This is a genomic window from Streptomyces sp. NPDC030838 (assembly GCF_055572035.1).
On sequence record NZ_JBVIED010000001.1, the window covers coordinates 196,006 to 212,208 of the forward strand.

The following is a 16,203-nucleotide window of genomic DNA, read 5'->3' on the forward strand; positions in this document are numbered from 1 at the left end:
CGAAGCTGTCGTTTCGCTATCAATTCGCGCGCGCCGCACCGCAAAAGACGTGAAAGCCGACATATCACGGGCAGTTGTCCACAGGCGAGTGACACGAACCGGTAACGGCAACAAGAATGCGGTGGTGGCGTCGCGCGGAACTTTTCACGCGGGGCGTCCGTGTTTCGGGGTGGGCCGGTTACGCAATCCAGTGCGTCGGCCCGGGAGAACGGGGCCGAGGAGGGCCGGGTGACGACCTATGACGATCGAGCGAACCTCACCGATCTGACCGCCGTGGTCGAGCGCGTGCGGGGGTCGGTGGAGGGCGTGATCGAGGGCAAGCCCGAGGTCGTACGGCTCTCGCTGACCGTGCTGCTCGCCGAGGGCCATCTGCTCATCGAGGACGTCCCCGGCGTCGGCAAGACCATGCTCGCGAAGACGCTCGCGCGGTCCATCGACTGCTCGGTGCGGCGTATCCAGTTCACGCCGGACCTGCTGCCGTCGGACATCACCGGTGTGTCCATCTGGGACCAGCAGCGCCGGGACTTCGAGTTCAAGCCGGGCGCGATCTTCGCGCAGATCGTGATCGGCGACGAGATCAACCGCGCCTCGCCGAAGACCCAGTCGGCGCTCCTGGAGTCGATGGAGGAGCGCCAGGTCACCATCGACGGGCAGAGCTACGAGCTGCCCAGCCCGTTCATGGTGGTGGCCACCCAGAACCCGGTCGAGATGGAGGGCACCTATCCGCTGCCGGAGGCCCAGCGCGACCGTTTCATGGCGCGGGTCTCCATCGGCTATCCGAGCCCGGAGGCCGAGCTGCAGATGCTGGACGTGCACGGCGGGGTCAACCCGCTGGACGACCTCCAGCCGGTGGCCCACGCGCACGAGATCGTGAAGCTGATCGAGGCCGTGCGCGGCGTCCACGTCGCCGACACCGTGCGGCGGTACGCGGTGGACCTGGTCGCCGCCACCCGCGTCCACCCCGACCTCAGACTGGGCGCCTCCCCGCGCGCCACGCTGCACCTGCTGCGCGCCGCCAAGGCGTCCGCCGCCCTCAGCGGCCGGGAGTACGCGCTGCCGGACGACGTGCAGGCCCTCGCCGTGGCCGTGCTCGCCCACCGGCTGCTGCCGACCGCCCAGGCCCAGCTGAACCGGCGGACGTCCGAGCAGGTCGTGCAGGAGATCCTGCAGCGCACCCCGGTGCCCGCCGCGCCCCAGCAGAACGGATTCGGCCTGGGCCACGGCGCGCCGGCGTACGGCCAGCAGCCGCCCCGGAGGCTCTGATGAGCACGGGGGCGGTGCCCCAGGCCGGGCCCGGGCAGCCGGAGGGCGAGCGGGGCGGGCTGCGCACCGCCCTCGCCGGTCTGACCACCCGGGGGCGCTCCTTCCTGGCCGCCGGAGTGGCGGCGGCGATCTGCGCGTACGTCCTCGGGCAGAGCGATCTGCTGCGCGTCGGGCTGCTGCTCGCGGTGCTGCCGCTGGTCTGCGCGACCGTGCTGTACCGCACCCGCTACCGGGTCGCGGGCAGCCGCCGCCTCTCGCCCGCGCGCGTGCCCGCCGGCAGCGAGGCCCGGGTCCATCTGCGCGTCGACAACGTCTCCCGGCTGCCCACCGGCCTGCTGATGCTCCAGGACCGGGTGCCCTACGTGCTCGGCCCGCGGCCCCGGTTCGTGCTGGACCGGGTGGAGGCGGGCGGGCGCCGCGAGGTGTCCTACCGGGTTCGCTCCGACCTGCGCGGCCGCTATCCGCTGGGCCCCCTCCAGCTGCGCCTGACCGACCCGTTCGGGATGTGCGAGCTGACCCGGTCCTTCTCGGCGTACGACACCCTGACCGTGATCCCGCGCGTGGAGGCGCTGCCGCCGGTGCGGCTGACCGGCGAGGCCAAGGGGTACGGCGACGGACGGCAGCGCTCGCTGGCGCTGGCCGGCGAGGACGACGTGATCCCGCGCGGGTACCGCTACGGCGACGACCTGCGCCGCGTGCACTGGCGCTCCACCGCGCGGTACGGCGAGCTGATGGTGCGCCGCGAGGAGCAGCCGCAGCGCTCCCGCTGCACGGTGCTGCTGGACACGCGCGGCGGCGCCTTCCGGGGCGCGGGCCCGGACTCGGCCTTCGAGTGGGCCGTGGCGGGCGCCGCTTCGGTCCTGGTGCACATGCTGGAACGGGGCTTCTCGGTACGGCTGCTGACGGACACCGGCAGCTCGGTGCCCGGCGAGGGCGCCGACGGGTTCGCGGGCGCCAGCCAGGAGTCGGCGGACGCGGCCGGGCTGATGATGGACACCCTCGCGGTGATCGACCACTCCGACGGCTCCGGGCTCTCCCGGGCGTACGACGTGCTGCGCGGCGGCAACGAGGGACTGCTGGTCGCCTTCTTCGGCGACCTCGACCAGGAGCAGGCCGCGGTGGCCGCCCGGATGCGCCAGCGCAGCGGGGCCGCCGTCGCGTTCCTGCTGGACAGCGAGACCTGGGTGCGCGAACCGCACGAGGCGCCCGGACCGGTGACCCGGAGTGAGGAGCGGCTGCGGATGCTGCGCGAGGCCGGCTGGACCGCCGTGCACGTCCCGCGCGGGGCGACGCTGAACGACATGTGGCGGCAGGCGGACCGGGAGCGGGGCGGCGTGGTCACGGCCGGCGGCCTGAGCGGCCCGAGCGACCTGAGCGGCGCGAACGGCTTGAGCGATGCGAACGGCTTGAGCGGTGCAAACGGTGCGAACGGCCTGAGCGGCGCGAACGGCTTGAGCGGCTTGCGCGGTGCGAGTGGCGGGGAGGCGCGGTGATGAGCGGGCGGGCCCGGATGGCGGTCTGCGCGGCGGCGGCCACGCTGATGGCCGCGTGCGCCCTGCTGCCGCTGGTCGACCCGGCCACCTGGTTCCTCCAGGCGGCCATCCTGCTGGTGATCCAGACGGCCGTGGGCGCGGCCACCCGCAGGGTGCCGCTGGCCCGGCCGCTGACCGTGGGCGCGCAGCTCGTGGTGACGGTGCTGCTGCTCACCCTGGTCTTCGCCCGGGAACAGGCGCTGTTCGGGCTGATACCGGGCCCGGAGGCGGTCGGCCGGTTCGCCGACCTGCTCCAGCAGGGCACGGACGACGTGTCGCGGTACGCGATCCCGGCGCCGCTGTCCGACGGCATCCGGCTGCTGCTGATCGGCGGTGTGCTGCTGATCGGGCTGGCCGTGGACACCCTCGCGGTGACGTTCCGCAGCGCCGCCCCGGCCGGGCTGCCGCTGCTCGCGCTGTACTCGGTCGCGGCGGGGCTGTCGGACGGCGCCGCCGACTGGCTGTGGTTCCTGATCGCCGCGGTCGGCTATCTGATGATGCTGCTCGCCGAGGGGCGGGAACGGCTGTCGCAGTGGGGCCGGGTCTTCGGCGGGGCGCCGCGCACGCCGGGCGGGGAGCCCGGGGCGGTGGCCCCGGTGCGCACCGGGCGGCGGATCGGCGCGGTGGCGCTCGGCGTCGCCCTGGTGGTGCCGCTCGCCCTGCCCGCGATGAACGGCGGACTGCTGGACGGCGCCGGGACCGGGGTCGGCACCGGCACCGGGGGCGGCGGCACGATCTCCGCGGTGAACCCGCTGGTGTCCCTGCGCGACAGCCTGAACGTGGACGAGGACCGCCAGGTCCTGTCCCTGCGCACCGAGACGAGCAACCTGTCCAACCTGTATCTGCGGATCGTCTCCCTGGACGACTTCGACGGCACCACCTGGAAGCCGTCCCGGCGCGACATCGTCTCCGTCCCGGACGAGTTCCCCACCCCGCAGGGCCTCGGCCCGGACGTCCGGCGCACGGAGGTGCGCACCCGGATCGCGGCGGCGGACTGGTACGCGCAGGACTGGCTGCCGATGCCGTACCCGCCGAGCGGCGTGGACATCGACGGCAACTGGCGCTACGAGCCGGTCGGCATGACCCTGGTCGGCGACCACGGCCAGAACACGCGCGGCGCGCAGTACACGGTGACCAGCCTGGACGTGCAGCCGACCGCGCGGCAGCTCGCCGAGGCTCCGGCGCCGCCGCCCTCCCTCGAACGCGAGTTCACCAAGGTGCCGGACTCGCTGCCTGCCGTGGTGTCCCGGACCGCCCGGGAGGTCACCCAGGGCGCGGCGAACCCCTACGAGCAGGCGGTGAAGCTCCAGGAGTACTTCGCGCTGAACGGCGGCTTCGAGTACGACACCGAGGTCGACGTCGGCAGCGGCTCGCAGGCGATCGCCCGGTTCTTGCGGGACAAGCAGGGCTTCTGCGTGCACTTCTCGTTCGCGATGGCGTCGATGGCGCGCACCCTCGGCATCCCGGCCCGGGTCGCGGTGGGCTTCGCGCCCGGCACCCCGCAGTCGGACGGCTCGGTGTCGGTGGGGCTGCGGGACGCGCACGCCTGGCCGGAGCTGTACTTCGAGGGCGTGGGCTGGACCCGCTTCGAGCCGACCCCCAACCGCGGCACCACTCCCTCGTACACCGTGCCGGAGATCCCGGGCAGCAGCCTTCCGGAGCTGCCGGAGCAGTCCCGGCCGACCGCCGAGGCGCCGTCGGCCCAGCCGTCGGCGAGCACCAGCTGCTCGGTGGAGCAGAAGCGGCTCCAGGAGTGCGGCGCCGCGCTGCCGCTCGACCTGGGCGGCACGGACGACGAGGGCCCGCCCTGGTACCGGACGGCTGCCTGGGTGGCGCTCGGGGTCGTGCTGGTCGTGCTGCCGCTGCTGCCCATGCTGTGGCGGCTCAGGCGGCGGTCGGTGCGGCTGGCGTCGACCCTGCATGCCCCGTCGGGCGCGGCGGGTGTGCTCGGCAGAGGCCGGGACCGGGGCGCCGAGGGCCGTGCGGACGGCATCGAGGTGGAGGCCCTGCCCGGTGAGGCGGAGCGGCGGGCGGCCGAGGTGGCCGCCGGCCATGTGCTCGCCATCTGGCGGGAGCTGACGGACACCGCCTGGGACTACGGCATCGTGCCGGACGACGCGCTCACCCCGCGCAAGGCCGCCGCGCGCATCGTCCGGCTCGGGCAGCTGGAGGAGGTCCCGGCCGCGGCGGTGCACCGGGTCGCCGGGGCGGTCGAGCAGGTGCTGTTCGCGCCGCGGCCGCAGGCGGCGACCGGGCTGGCCGCCGAGGTGCGGCAGGTGCGGGCGGCGCTGCGCTCCCGGGTCGGCTGGCGCACCCGGGTGCGGGCGGTGCTCGCGCCGCGGTCGGCCCGGCGCGCGCTCTGGGACGCGGCCGACCGCTGGGCGGCGCTCAGGGCCCGCTGGTCGGACCGCTGGGCGTCACTGCTGCGCCGGCCATCCAGTCAGCAGAGCGGCTGACGGCTCGGCGATCGCGGGCGTCGCGGCCCCGGCTCCGGAGGGTCACCTCCAGGGTGCCGGGGCCGGCCTGTTACCGGGGTCGGCCTGTTGCCGGGGTCGGCCTGTCTCCGGGCCGAGGCGCCGGCCCGGGCATACGCGTGAGGGGGCTGCCACCCACCGGGGTGGCAGCCCCCTCACGTATGTCTGTGTCCAAGGAGCGGAGCGAGGGTGCGGCTCAGTGGCCCTGCTGCTCGTCGCGGCGTCGCTGCCAGCGCTGTTCGATGCGATCCATCATCGAGCGCCGCTGGCGTCCCTGATGGCGGGCGTGCGGACCGCCGCCGGGCTGCTCGCCCGGACGAGGCGCCTTGCGCCAGCCGGTCACGGCGAGCACCGCGCAGCCCAGCATGACGAGGAAGCCCACCACACTGAGCCAGACCTGCTTGGCGACCATTCCGGCCATGAGGAGCGCGATACCTACGAGGAAGCCCGCGACCGCCTGGTAGACCCGTCGCCGGGTGTACGTACGCAGCCCGCTTCCCTCAAGCGCTGTCGCGAACTTGGGATCTTCGGCGTACAGCGCTCGCTCCATCTGCTCGAGCATGCGCTGCTCGTGCTCTGAGAGCGGCACGGAGTCCTCCTCATCGTGCAGTCGCCGGGGCGACTCGGGGGGTCCCTTCAGGATAGGCAGGGAATCGCCCCCGTGAAACCCGCCCCTCTACGCCAATTGGCCAACCGGATTCCGTCATGGTCGGCCCGGCTCGCTGAGGCTTGCATTCCCCAGTCGCCGACCCGTCATGCCGGGCGGTCTCCCTCGATCATACGGCGGGAACCGCCCGATCGGAGGGCCTGTGGCGTACTCCATCCGCAACCAATGCCCTGATCAGCGACGCGTCACATGAGGCGGATCAAGCCTCGTTGGCCTCTTCGGTCCCCTGCGTCTCACCGAGCACATGAAGCTGTGTGGCCACGGCGTGGAAGGCCGGCAGTTCGGCCGCCGCAGCCTCCAGCTTGAGCAGCGCGTCCATGGCGCCGGGCTCGGTGTCCACCAGGACGCCGGGCACCAGGTCGGCGAAGACCCGGACGCCGTGCACCGCGCCCACCCGCAGGCCCGCGCCCTCGACCAGCCCGGTGAGCTGGTCGGCGGTGAAGCGGCGGGGCATGGGATCACCCGCGCCCCAGCGGCCGTCCGGGTCGTCGAGGGCCTGCCTGGCCTCGGTGAAGTGGCCGGCGAGGGCCCGGGCGAGCACGGCGCCGCCGAGACCGGCGGCGAGCAGGCTGAGGACGCCCTCGGAGCGCAGGGCGGCGACGGCGTTGCGGATGCCCTCGGCCGGGTCGTCGACGTACTCCAGGACGCCGTGGCAGAGCACCACGTCGTAGCCGCCGCGCTCGACCACGTCGAACAGGCCGTGGGCGTCGCCCTGCACACCGCGCACCCGGTCGGCGACGCCGGCCTCGGCGGCGCGGCGCTCCAGCGCGAAGAGCGCGTTGGGGCTGGGGTCGACGACGGTGACCCGGTGGCCGAGGCGGGCGACGGGCACCGCGAAGTTGCCGCTGCCGCCTCCGGTGTCGAGGACGTCCAGCGACTCCCGGCCCGTGGCCTTGACCCGGCGGTCCAGGGCGTCCTGGAGGACCTCCCAGACCACGGCGGTACGGAGGGAAGCGCGGGGTCGCATCGGGTCCGACACGATAGTTGTCTCCTCGGCACGGCACCGCCTGTCGCAGGGCGGAGCGAACGGGGTGCCTTCCGGCTCCGGGGTGCCGGAGGGAGGAAGGCTTCAGGCGCTCTCCACCCTATTGCCTACGGCGCCCTGCCTGGTCACCGATATTGCCTCGGCGTCCTGCGCGGTCGCCGCCCGTGCCCGCGGTGGCGGTCAGCCCGCGTCCGGCATCTCGCGCCCGGTGCCCGGGGCGTCCTCCTCCCGGTCCTGGCGCGGCTGCGGGAGCACCGGCTGGAGCACCAGCATCCGCTCGACGATGCGCAGGAACATCGCCACGTCCCGTATCAGATCGTCGGCGTCCCGGCGGCTGGCCGCGCCCTGGATGCCCGCCTCGGCGCGGGCGCGGCGCCGGGCGCCGGAGGCGAACAGGGCGCTCCACTCGGTCAGCTCGGGCGCGATCTCCGGGAGCACTTCCCAGGCGCTCCGGATGCGGGCCCGGCGGCGCGGATTGGGCTCGGGCCGGCCGCGCGCGGCCAGCACGGCGGCGGCGGTGCGCAGGGCGGCGAGGTGGGCCGTCGCATAGCGCTCGTTCGGTGTTTCCAGGACGGCGGCCTCGTCGAGTCCGGCGCGGGCCTGGGCGAGCAGGTCGAGTGCGGCGGGCGGGGCCGCGGCCCGGCGGAGGACGGGGTGCACATCGCTCGCGGGGCCGGTCAGTGAGGGGGCAGGGCCGGTGGCGCGGCGCCGGTGCGCGGCGGCGGACGAGTTGGCCATGACGAACCTCCTGTCGTCTGGGTGACGGCACGCCCTCACACGGGGTGCCGTATGTGCCCATCGTGAGGTATGGCACTGACAATCCGATCTGACCTGCGCTTTTGCCTCGATCGAAGGTTCGGGTTAGTTTTTGCACTGACCAGTCAGTTCAAATTCTGCGCACCTGTGGGGGGACCTGCTGTGGGAGAGCGTGCGGCGGGAGGACTCGCCGTCAGCGCCCGGGACTTCGGAGTCAAGGGGCCGCGGGGCTGGGCGTTCCGCGGCGTCCGCGTCGAGGCGGCGCCCGGCTCGCTGATCGCGATCGAGGGGCCGTCCGGCTCGGGCCGTACGAGTCTGCTGCTCGCGTTGACCGGGCGGATGAAGGCCACCGAGGGGACGGCGGTGGTCGGCGACGCCCGGCTGCCGAAGCAGATGGCGGCACTGCGCCGGGCCAGCGCGCTCGCCCATGTGCCGGGCGTGACCGACCTCGAGCCGTCCCTCACCGTCGGCGAGCACCTGCGTGAGCGGGTGCTGCTCCAGCGCCGGTTCGGCGACTCCCTGCGCGGGCTGCTCAGGCCGCGCAGGGAGCGCCGCGACAAAGCCGCGCTGCGCATCGACGCCGCCCTGGAGGCCGCCGGCCTCGACCGGGCCGCCCTGCCCAAGGGCTCCCGGACGGCCGTACGGGATCTGGAGCGGCTGGAGGCGCTGCGGCTGTCCGTCGCCCTGGCGCTGATCGGCCGTCCGCGGCTGCTCGCCGTCGACGACACCGACCTGAAGCTGTCGGACGCCGAGCGGGCCGAGGTGTGGGCGCTGCTGCGGTCCCTCGCCGATGCCGGGACGACCGTACTCGCGGTGTGCAGTGAGGCTCCCGAGGGCGCGGTGGTCGTGTCCACGCGGGCGGCGGAGGAAAGCGCCGAGGACGGCGACGTACCGCCGGAGCCCGACGGCGCCGTACCGCCGCAGCCCGCCGACGAGACCGACGACAGCGAACCCGGCGTCGGCGAGCCCGACGACGGCGAAGCGCACGAGGCCGACGACGACGAAGTGAAGGAGACGGCCGATGCGGTCGCCGAAACTGGCCGCGCTTGAGCTGCGGCGCTTCGCGCGGGGCAAGCTGCCGCGCGCGGCTCTGGTGGCGTTGTTGCTGCTGCCGCTGCTGTACGGGGCGCTGTACCTGTGGTCCTTCTGGGACCCGTACGGCCGTCTCGACCGGATCCCCGTGGCGCTGGTGAACGACGACAAGGGCGCCACGGCCGGCGGGAAGAAGCTGAACGCGGGCGACGACATCGTCGAGGGGCTGCGCGACAGCGAGGTCTTCGACTGGCATGAGGTGAGCGCCGCCGAGGCACGCGCGGGCGTGGAGGACGGCCGGTACTACCTGTCGCTGACCATGCCCGAGGACTTCAGCGCGCGGATCGCCTCCAGCTCCGGCGACTCCCCCGAGACAGGCGCGCTCCAGGTGCGCACGAACGACGCCAACAACTACATCGTCGGGCAGATCTCGCGGACCGTGTTCAGCGAGGTGCGCACGGCGGCGTCCACCAAGGCGTCGCGGTCGTTCCTGGACAAGATCTTCATCTCGTTCTCCGACATCCACGGCGAGACCGTGAAGGCCGCGAGCGGCGCCGACAAGCTCAAGGGCGGCATCGGCAAGGCGGAGAAGGGCTCCAAGGACCTCGCCGACGGCCTGAGGGACGCCAAGGACGGCAGCGGCGACCTGGCCAAGGGGCTGAAGAAGCTGCACACGGGCGCGGGCGACCTGGAGGACGGCTCCAAGAAGGTCGCCGAGGGCACCCAGGCCCTCGCCGACAAGGTCAACGGGATCTCCGGCAAGGTGGGGCCGTTCCTGAAGGACAACGAGGAGTTCATCGGGGACACGGCCCAGTTCGTCGCCGACTCGGCCGGCGCGGTCCGCGACAACCTCGGCAGCCTCACGAAGACCGCCCCGGCGGCGGCCACGCGCGCGCGTGAGGCCTCCCAGACCCTCGACGGCGTCTACAAGACCCGCTGCGAGGACGCCGTGCTGCCCGACGCCGCCTGCCCCGACCTGAAGACGGCCAAGGGTGCGGCGGCCGACGTGGCGGCGGTCGCCGGTGACCTCGACACGCTCGTCACCGAGCACGACAGCGACCTGAAGAAGCTCGACAAGCACCTGGCCACCCTCCAGAAGCAGGCCCAGGCGCTGGCCGACCGCGCGCCGCACCTCTCCGAGGACCTGGACGACGCCGTCCGGCGGATCAACCGGCTGAACGAGGGCGCCGGGAAGGTCGCCGCGGGCGCCGCGAAGCTGCACACGGGGCTCGGCACCGCGAAGACCGGCGCCGTGGACCTGGACAAGGGCGTCGGCGAGCTGAAGACGGGCGCGGACGACCTCAGCGGCGGCATGTACAAGCTGGTCGACGGCTCGGGCAAGCTCGCGGACGGGCTGCACGACGGCGCGGAGAAGATCCCCGACTACGACGAGCGGGAGCGCGACCAGCGCACCGAGGTCATGGCGGACCCCGTGCAGCTCGCCTCCCAGTCCCTGCACCGGGCACCCAACTACGGCACCGGTTTCGCCCCGTACTTCATCCCGCTGTCCCTGTGGGTGGGCGCGATGGTGGCGTACATGCTGATCCCGCCGCTGAACCGGCGGGCGCTGGCCGCGGGTGCCGCCGCCTGGCGGATCGCCCTGGCGGGCTGGCTGCCGGTGCTGGCGATCGGCATCGCGCAGACCGCGGCGCTGATGGCGGTGCTGCACTGGGCGGTCGGCCTGGAGATGGCCCGCGCGGCCGGGACGGTGGGCTTCCTGTTCCTGGTGACGGGGTGCTTCGCGGCGATCGTGCAGCTGCTCAACGCCCGCTTCGGGGCGGCCGGCCGGATCCTGGTGCTCGCCCTGCTGATGCTCCAGCTGACCTCGGCGGGCGGCACCTACCCGGTGCAGACCAGTCCTGGCTTCTTCAACGCGATCCACCCGTACCTGCCGATGAGCTACGTCGTGGAGGCCCTGCGGAGGCTCATCACGGGCGGCGGCCTGGGACCGGTCTGGCAGGCCTGCGCCGTGCTGGCGGCCTTCACCGCGGGCGCGCTCGCGCTGACCGCCCTGTCGGCCCGCCGCCGCCAGGTGTGGACGCTGGACAAGCTGCACCCGGAGCTGAGCCTGTGACCTCGCCTCCCGTGCCGTCCGACGAGGCGGTTCCTGTGACAATCGGGGCCATGGAAAGCAGCAGCGCCACGTCGGGCGGCAGCACCCGCCGCGAGGCCACCCGGCAGAAGCTCTACGAGGCGGCCGTCACGCTCATCGCCGAGCAGGGCTTCTCGGCCACCACCGTGGACGAGATCGCCGAGCGGGCCGGGGTCGCCAAGGGCACGGTGTACTACAACTTCGCCAGCAAGTCGGTCCTCTTCGAGGAGCTGCTGCGGCACGGCGTGGGCCTGCTCACCGCCTCGCTGAAGGAGGCGGCGGAGCAGACCGAGCGGGAGGGCGGCACCAGGGTCGACGCGTTGGACGCGATGATCCGCGCGGGGCTCGGTTTCATCGCCCGCTACCCGGCCTTCACCCAGCTCTACGTGGCCGAGCTGTGGCGCACCAACCGGGCCTGGCAGTCCACCCTCATGGTGGTGCGCCGGCAGGTGGTGGCGGTCGTGGAGGACGTGCTCCGCGCGGGTGTGGAGAACGGCGAGTTCGCCGAGGAGATCGACATCCAGCTCACCGCGGCGGCGCTGGTCGGCATGGTCCTGGTGGCCGCCCTGGACTGGCAGTCCTTCCAGCCCGAGCGCACCCTCGACGACGTCCACGCGGCGCTGTCCCGGCTGCTCCAGGGACGGGTGAGCGGCCGCCGCTGACCCCCGGGAACGGCGAAAGCGCCGGTCCGACGTGGCCGCGTCCCCCGCGGGCCACTGCTCGGACCGGCGCCTGCCGTTCCCCCGTACTCCCCCGTGTCCCCCGTACGTTCCCCCGTCGGAACCCCCGTTCTCGGTCGTCCCCCGGGTTCCCCCGTGCCTCGCATCCGCCGACCTGGGCCGGCGGAAGGAGCGGATCGAGGGCCGCTCCGTTCCGGCGCCCCGTGTCGCCGGTGCCGGAGCCGTGCCCTTCCTCCGTGCCTCCACTCTCTCGTCCGGGCGGGTCGGTCCCCATCCGCCCCCGTACTCATCTCGGCACCTAGGTACGGATACTCAGTCCTGCGCGCTCATCCCCAGACGGTCACCGGGGTACGGCCGCAGTGACTGTCAGTGGCGGCCGATAAAGTCGCAGGCATGGCACGGATTGCGGTGATCGGCGCCGGGATGGGCGCGATGGCGGCCGCCGCCCGGCTGGCCGTCGCGGGCCACCGGGTGGCGGTGTACGAACGGACGGAGACGTACGGCGGCGCGGTGCGCCGACGGGAGCGGGACGGCTTCGTCTTCGACACCGGGCCGGGGCTGCTGCCCCTGCCCGCGGTCTATCGCGACCTGTTCGTCAAGACCGGCAAGGAGCCGCTGGAGGCCTGCGTCGAGCTGGTCCAGGTCGACCCGTCGGCGCGGCACGTCTTCGCGGACGGCACGGCGGTCTCGCTCCCGAACGCCTCCCGCGCGGGCGTGGTCGCCGCGCTGGACGAGGCCCTGGGGGCGGGCGCGGGCGACCGCTGGGGTGACTTCCTGGTGCGGGCCCGCGAGGCCTGGGACCGGACCCGGCGGCCGCTGCTGGAGGAGCCCCTGTGGCCGAACTGGCAGGTGCTGGCCGAGAAGGAGCCCTATCCGGCGGTCCCCCACAAGAAGCTGCTGCGCACCCGCCGCGCGGGTACTCTCGCCGAGATCGGCGCCTGGGAGCTGCGTGACCCCCGGCTGGCCGCCCTGCTGGAGAGCCACGCCCTCGGGCACGGTCTCGACCCGCGCGCGACCCCGGCGAGCGCGGCCGTCCTGCCGTACATGGAGCACGCCTTCGGCACCTGGTACGTCCGCGGCGGCCTGCGCGAGCTGGCCCGCGCGGTGTACGACCGCTGCCGGGCCCGCCGGGTCGAGTTCCACTTCGGTGCCGAGGTCGCGCGCGTGCTCGAGAAGGACGGCCGGGTGGCCGGTGTGGAGCTGTCCGACGGAGCCGTGGCCGAGGCGGACTTCGTGGTCGCCGGTGTCGATCCCGGCACGCTGGGCCGGGTCACCGAGGGTCTGCCGGTCCGGGGTGCGGGAGAGGTCCCGACCCGGCAGGGGCTGCCGAGCCGGCTGACGGTGCTGCTGGCGCTGCGCGGCGGCCGGCCGGAGGGCACGCCGCACCGGACGGTCGTCCATCCGCGGGAGCGGGACGCCGAGTTGGCATATGTGTTCGACGGGGGGTCCGGCGCGGCGGCGCACCCGACGGTCACCGTGCTGCGGCCCGACGACCCCGGCCTGGTCCCGGACGCGGGCCACGAGGCGGTCGTGCTGACGGCCACCGTCCCGGCCGGGGCCGCGGATGACGAGCTTCGGGCCCACGCGGACCGCATGATCGCCGTCGCCGAGCGGGCCATGGCGGACCTGCGCGAGCGGCTGCTGTGGCACGAGCTGTGCACCCCGTCCGACATCGCGGAGACGACCGGGGTGGCGGGCGGGTCGGTCCCGGCTCCGGCGCTGGCGGCGGGCGAGGGACGGCTGCTGCACCCGGCGAACTCCACGGGAGTGGAGGGCCTGTTCACCGTCGGCGGCTGGTCCCACCCGGGCGGCGGGCTGCCGCACGCCGGGATGTCGGGCGCGCTGGTCGCCGGACTGATCGTGGAGGGGCCGGAGTTCCGCGGCTCCCAGTGAGCCCGCAGGACGCCCGGGGCTCCCGGTGAGCCCAAGGGGGGCCAGCCGCGCAGGGTTCAGAAGCGGTAGCGCTCGTCGTAGCCCTGGCCCTGTCCCTGGCCGTCGCCCTGGTAGCCGTACGGCTGCTCCGGCGGGAGGTCACCGCCGTACGCGTCGTCGGTGGTGCGCTGCTGCGGGACCCACACCCCGCCGGGCGGGGTCTCGCCGCCGTAGCCCCCGGCGGCGTACTGGTCCTGGGCGTAGGCCTGCTGGCCGTACTGCGTGTCGTAGGCCGGGTCGTAGGCGGCGCCGCTGTAGGTCTGGGTGCCGATGTACGGGTCCGAGTAGGCGGCGTACTGCTGCTGGCCGGTGGTGTCGTAGCCGTACTGCTGCTGGTAGGCGCCGTAGCCGTCGTAGCCGTAGCCCTGGTCGGCGGTCTGCGCGGCGGCCGCGTACTGGTCCGGGGAGTACACGCCGTAGGAGCCGGTCTCGTCGGGCATCGGCTGCGGCTCGTAGACGGCAGTGGCCTCGGCGGCCGTGGGGGCGGCGGCGGGACGGGCCGGGGTGAAGACATCGTCGCGGTCGTGGTCGTCGCCGTAGGAGCCGCTGTCGTCACGCTGCGTGGCGTCGGGATAGTCGGCCGCCTGGAGGTCGGACACCTCCAGGGTCGGGTCCTGGCGGTCCCGGCGGTCGCGCTTGCCGCCGCCGAGCACCGGGCGGGCGGTGACCGCCCAGCCGGCCGCGAAGCCACGGCGGAACGACAGCGTGACGTAGGTCTGCCCGACCGCGAACGCGGCGGCACCCAGTCCGATCACGACGACGGACGGGATCAGTACACCGACGACGACACCCAGAAAGCCCACGAACGCCAGCAGCCGCCAGCGCAGTCGTGCCTTGTACTGCAGCAGGACCTCGCCGAGCAGCCACAGCGCGACGATGCCGAACGCGATGTAGAGGACCGTCCAGCCCATGTACGCCCCTCTCCCAGTGGCCGCTACGCAGTGTGTCGTATGACCGTGCGACCGGTCTAGGCCTGCGGTGGGTGGTGCAGGCCCAGATTCTCGTAGATTTCCAGCGTCGCCGTGGAGTTGTTGAGCGTGATGAAGTGCAGTCCGGGCACTCCCTCGGCCAGCAGCCGCGCGCAGAACTCCGTGGCGAACTCGATGCCAATGGAGCGTACAGCGGCGGGATTGTCTTGTGCTGTGAGGATCCGCTCTTTCAGGGCGTCCGGGAAGGCGGCGTTGGTGAGCGACGGTACCCGCTCCAGCGTCTTCACGCTGGCGATGGGCATGACCTCGGGGATGATCGGGGTGTCGCAGCCGGCCGCCGCGACGCGGTCGCGCAGCCGCAGATAGTCCTCCGGGTGGAAGAACATCTGGGTGATCGCGTAGTCCGCGCCCGCGCGGCACTTGTCGACGAAGTGCCGGACGTCGGTGTCCCAGTCCAGGGAGCGCGGGTGCATCGCGGGGAAGGCCGCGACGCCCACGCAGAAGTCGCCGGAGTTCTTGATCAGTTCGACCAGTTCGGCGGCGTAGGTCAGGCCCTGGGGGTGCGGCACCCACTCGCCCATGGGGTCGCCGGGCGGGTCGCCGCGCAGCGCGAGCATGTTGCGGATCCCGGCGTCGGCGTACTGGCCGATGATGTTGCGCAGGTCGGCCACCGAGTGGTCGACCGCGGTGAGGTGGGCGATCGGGGTGAGGGTGGTGTCCGAGGCGATCGCCTCCGTCGCCTTGACGGTGCCGGCGCGGGTGGAGCCGCCGGCGCCGTAGGTCACGGAGACGAAGTCGGGAGCCACGGCCTCGACCCGGCGCAGCGCGTTCCACAGCATCCGCTCGCCCTTCGGGGTCTTCGGGGCGTAGAACTCGAACGAGTACGTCGTCTTGCCGGTCGCGAGCATGTCGCGCACGGTCGGGGCGTGGTCCGACCTGGTGGATGCGGTGCCGAGGGCCATACGGGCAGGTTAGCCAGGGGGCGGGGGTCACCCAACCGGAGCCAGGAGATTTGCCCGAATTGTCGCTTTGTTGTCCACCCCTTGGACAAATCGGCGGACACCGGGGCGGAAAACCGGCCCCGCGCCTCCCGCGACAGGACCTTTAATGCCCCCGTGACAGGACCTACGCCTCCCGCAGCCGCTTGGCCAGCTCCGCCGCCGCGGCGCCGGGGTCGTCCGCCTCGGTGATCGCGCGGACCACGACGACCCGGCGGGCGCCCGCCTCCAGCACCTCGTCGAGGTTGCTCAGGTCGATGCCGCCGATGGCGAACCAGGGGCGGTCGGTGCCCAGGGCGGCCGTGTACCGCACCAGGTCGAGGCCGGGGGCGTGGCGGCCCGGCTTGGTGGGGGTGGGCCAGCACGGGCCCGTGCAGAAGTAGTCCACGCCCTCCTGGACGGCGGCCGCGGCGGCCTCGGCCTCGGCGTGGGTGGAGCGGCCTATGAGGACGTCCTCACCGAGGATCGCCCGGGCCGCGGGGACCGGGAGGTCGCCCTGCCCGAGGTGGAGGACGTCCGCACGGGCGGCGTGGGCGACGTCCGCGCGGTCGTTGACGGCGAGCAGCTTGCCGTGCCGGGCGCAGGCGTCGGCGAAGACCTCCAGGTGCGCCAGCTCCTCGGCCGCCTCCATGCCCTTGTCGCGCAGCTGCACGATGTCGACGCCGCCGGCCAGCACCGCGTCCAGGAACTCGGGCAGGTCGCCCTGGCGCGTGCGGGCGTCCGTGCACAGGTAGAGCCGGGCGTCGGCCAGGCGGGCGCGGGCGGTGGTGGCGGTGTCGGGCATGGGTGTCCCCCCGTTGTCGATGGCGTACGGGCCGCGGGCGGCCTGCCGCGGCCGCAGTGAACCACGGCCGTGGCCCGGT

13 protein-coding genes are annotated in these 16,203 nt (G+C 73.6%); 7 read left to right on the forward strand and 6 right to left on the reverse strand.

Features of this window, described 5'->3' with window-relative positions:
* The first annotated feature begins 228 nt into the window (after nucleotides 1-228).
* From ACZ42A_RS00890 to ACZ42A_RS00900, 3 genes are read left to right on the forward strand one after another with little or no spacing between them, the layout of a single operon-like run.
* A complete protein-coding gene (locus ACZ42A_RS00890; protein ID WP_468524974.1) occupies nucleotides 229-1,263 on the forward strand; it encodes an AAA family ATPase in 1,035 nt (344 codons plus the stop codon).
* On the forward strand, nucleotides 1,263-2,756 hold the full coding sequence (locus ACZ42A_RS00895; protein ID WP_468524975.1) for a DUF58 domain-containing protein: 1,494 nt from the start codon (nucleotides 1,263-1,265) through the stop codon (nucleotides 2,754-2,756). Before ACZ42A_RS00890 ends, ACZ42A_RS00895 begins: the two co-directional genes overlap by 1 nt.
* A complete protein-coding gene (locus tag ACZ42A_RS00900; protein WP_468524976.1) occupies nucleotides 2,756-5,251 on the forward strand; it encodes a transglutaminase TgpA family protein in 2,496 nt (831 codons plus the stop codon). Before ACZ42A_RS00895 ends, ACZ42A_RS00900 begins: the two co-directional genes overlap by 1 nt.
* A 214-nt stretch (nucleotides 5,252-5,465) precedes the next feature.
* Here the strand turns inward: ACZ42A_RS00900 and ACZ42A_RS00905 are convergent, their stop codons facing one another.
* The 3 genes from ACZ42A_RS00905 to ACZ42A_RS00915 form a co-directional block, all read right to left on the reverse strand.
* The gene (locus ACZ42A_RS00905) at nucleotides 5,466-5,858 is read right to left on the reverse strand and encodes a DUF3040 domain-containing protein (protein ID WP_073942861.1); all 393 of its coding nucleotides are present in this window, start codon (nucleotides 5,856-5,858) and stop codon (nucleotides 5,466-5,468) included.
* Nucleotides 5,859-6,135: 277 nt separating this feature from the next.
* Entirely contained in the window at nucleotides 6,136-6,915 is a 780-nt protein-coding gene (locus ACZ42A_RS00910; RefSeq protein ID WP_468524977.1) for a methyltransferase, read from the reverse strand.
* 186 nt (nucleotides 6,916-7,101) lie between these two features.
* Entirely contained in the window at nucleotides 7,102-7,659 is a 558-nt protein-coding gene (locus ACZ42A_RS00915) for an SAV_6107 family HEPN domain-containing protein (protein WP_468524978.1), read from the reverse strand.
* Nucleotides 7,660-7,839: 180 nt separating this feature from the next.
* Here ACZ42A_RS00915 and ACZ42A_RS00920 point away from each other — a divergent pair, with 180 nt between their 5' ends.
* The 4 genes from ACZ42A_RS00920 to ACZ42A_RS00935 all read left to right on the forward strand — a co-directional run bounded on the left by ACZ42A_RS00920 (nucleotide 7,840) and on the right by ACZ42A_RS00935 (nucleotide 13,374).
* Nucleotides 7,840-8,727 (forward strand): ATP-binding cassette domain-containing protein, encoded by an 888-nt coding sequence (locus tag ACZ42A_RS00920; RefSeq protein ID WP_468524979.1) that lies wholly within the window; start codon nucleotides 7,840-7,842, stop codon nucleotides 8,725-8,727.
* Complete coding sequence (locus tag ACZ42A_RS00925) at nucleotides 8,699-10,783, forward strand: YhgE/Pip family protein (RefSeq protein WP_468524980.1); 2,085 nt, start codon at nucleotides 8,699-8,701, stop codon at nucleotides 10,781-10,783. Before ACZ42A_RS00920 ends, ACZ42A_RS00925 begins: the two co-directional genes overlap by 29 nt.
* A gap of 50 nt (nucleotides 10,784-10,833) precedes the next feature.
* Complete coding sequence (locus ACZ42A_RS00930) at nucleotides 10,834-11,463, forward strand: TetR/AcrR family transcriptional regulator (RefSeq protein ID WP_468524981.1); 630 nt, start codon at nucleotides 10,834-10,836, stop codon at nucleotides 11,461-11,463.
* Between the two features lie 411 nt (nucleotides 11,464-11,874).
* Nucleotides 11,875-13,374: a phytoene desaturase family protein gene (locus ACZ42A_RS00935; RefSeq protein WP_468524982.1), complete on the forward strand. Its 1,500-nt coding sequence runs from the start codon at nucleotides 11,875-11,877 to the stop codon at nucleotides 13,372-13,374.
* A 56-nt stretch (nucleotides 13,375-13,430) separates the two neighbouring features.
* Here ACZ42A_RS00935 and ACZ42A_RS00940 read toward each other — a convergent pair whose 3' ends face one another.
* The 3 genes from ACZ42A_RS00940 to thiE form a co-directional block, all read right to left on the reverse strand.
* On the reverse strand, nucleotides 13,431-14,324 hold the full coding sequence (locus ACZ42A_RS00940) for an SCO2102 family sporulation regulator (protein ID WP_468524983.1): 894 nt from the start codon (nucleotides 14,322-14,324) through the stop codon (nucleotides 13,431-13,433).
* A 56-nt stretch (nucleotides 14,325-14,380) separates the two neighbouring features.
* Nucleotides 14,381-15,304, reverse strand: a complete 924-nt coding sequence (gene metF / locus ACZ42A_RS00945) for a methylenetetrahydrofolate reductase [NAD(P)H] (RefSeq protein WP_468524984.1) — start codon at nucleotides 15,302-15,304, stop codon at nucleotides 14,381-14,383.
* Nucleotides 15,305-15,467: 163 nt separating this feature from the next.
* Nucleotides 15,468-16,124, reverse strand: a complete 657-nt coding sequence (gene thiE / locus ACZ42A_RS00950; RefSeq protein ID WP_468524985.1) for a thiamine phosphate synthase — start codon at nucleotides 16,122-16,124, stop codon at nucleotides 15,468-15,470.
* Between the last annotated feature and the right edge of the window lie 79 nt (nucleotides 16,125-16,203).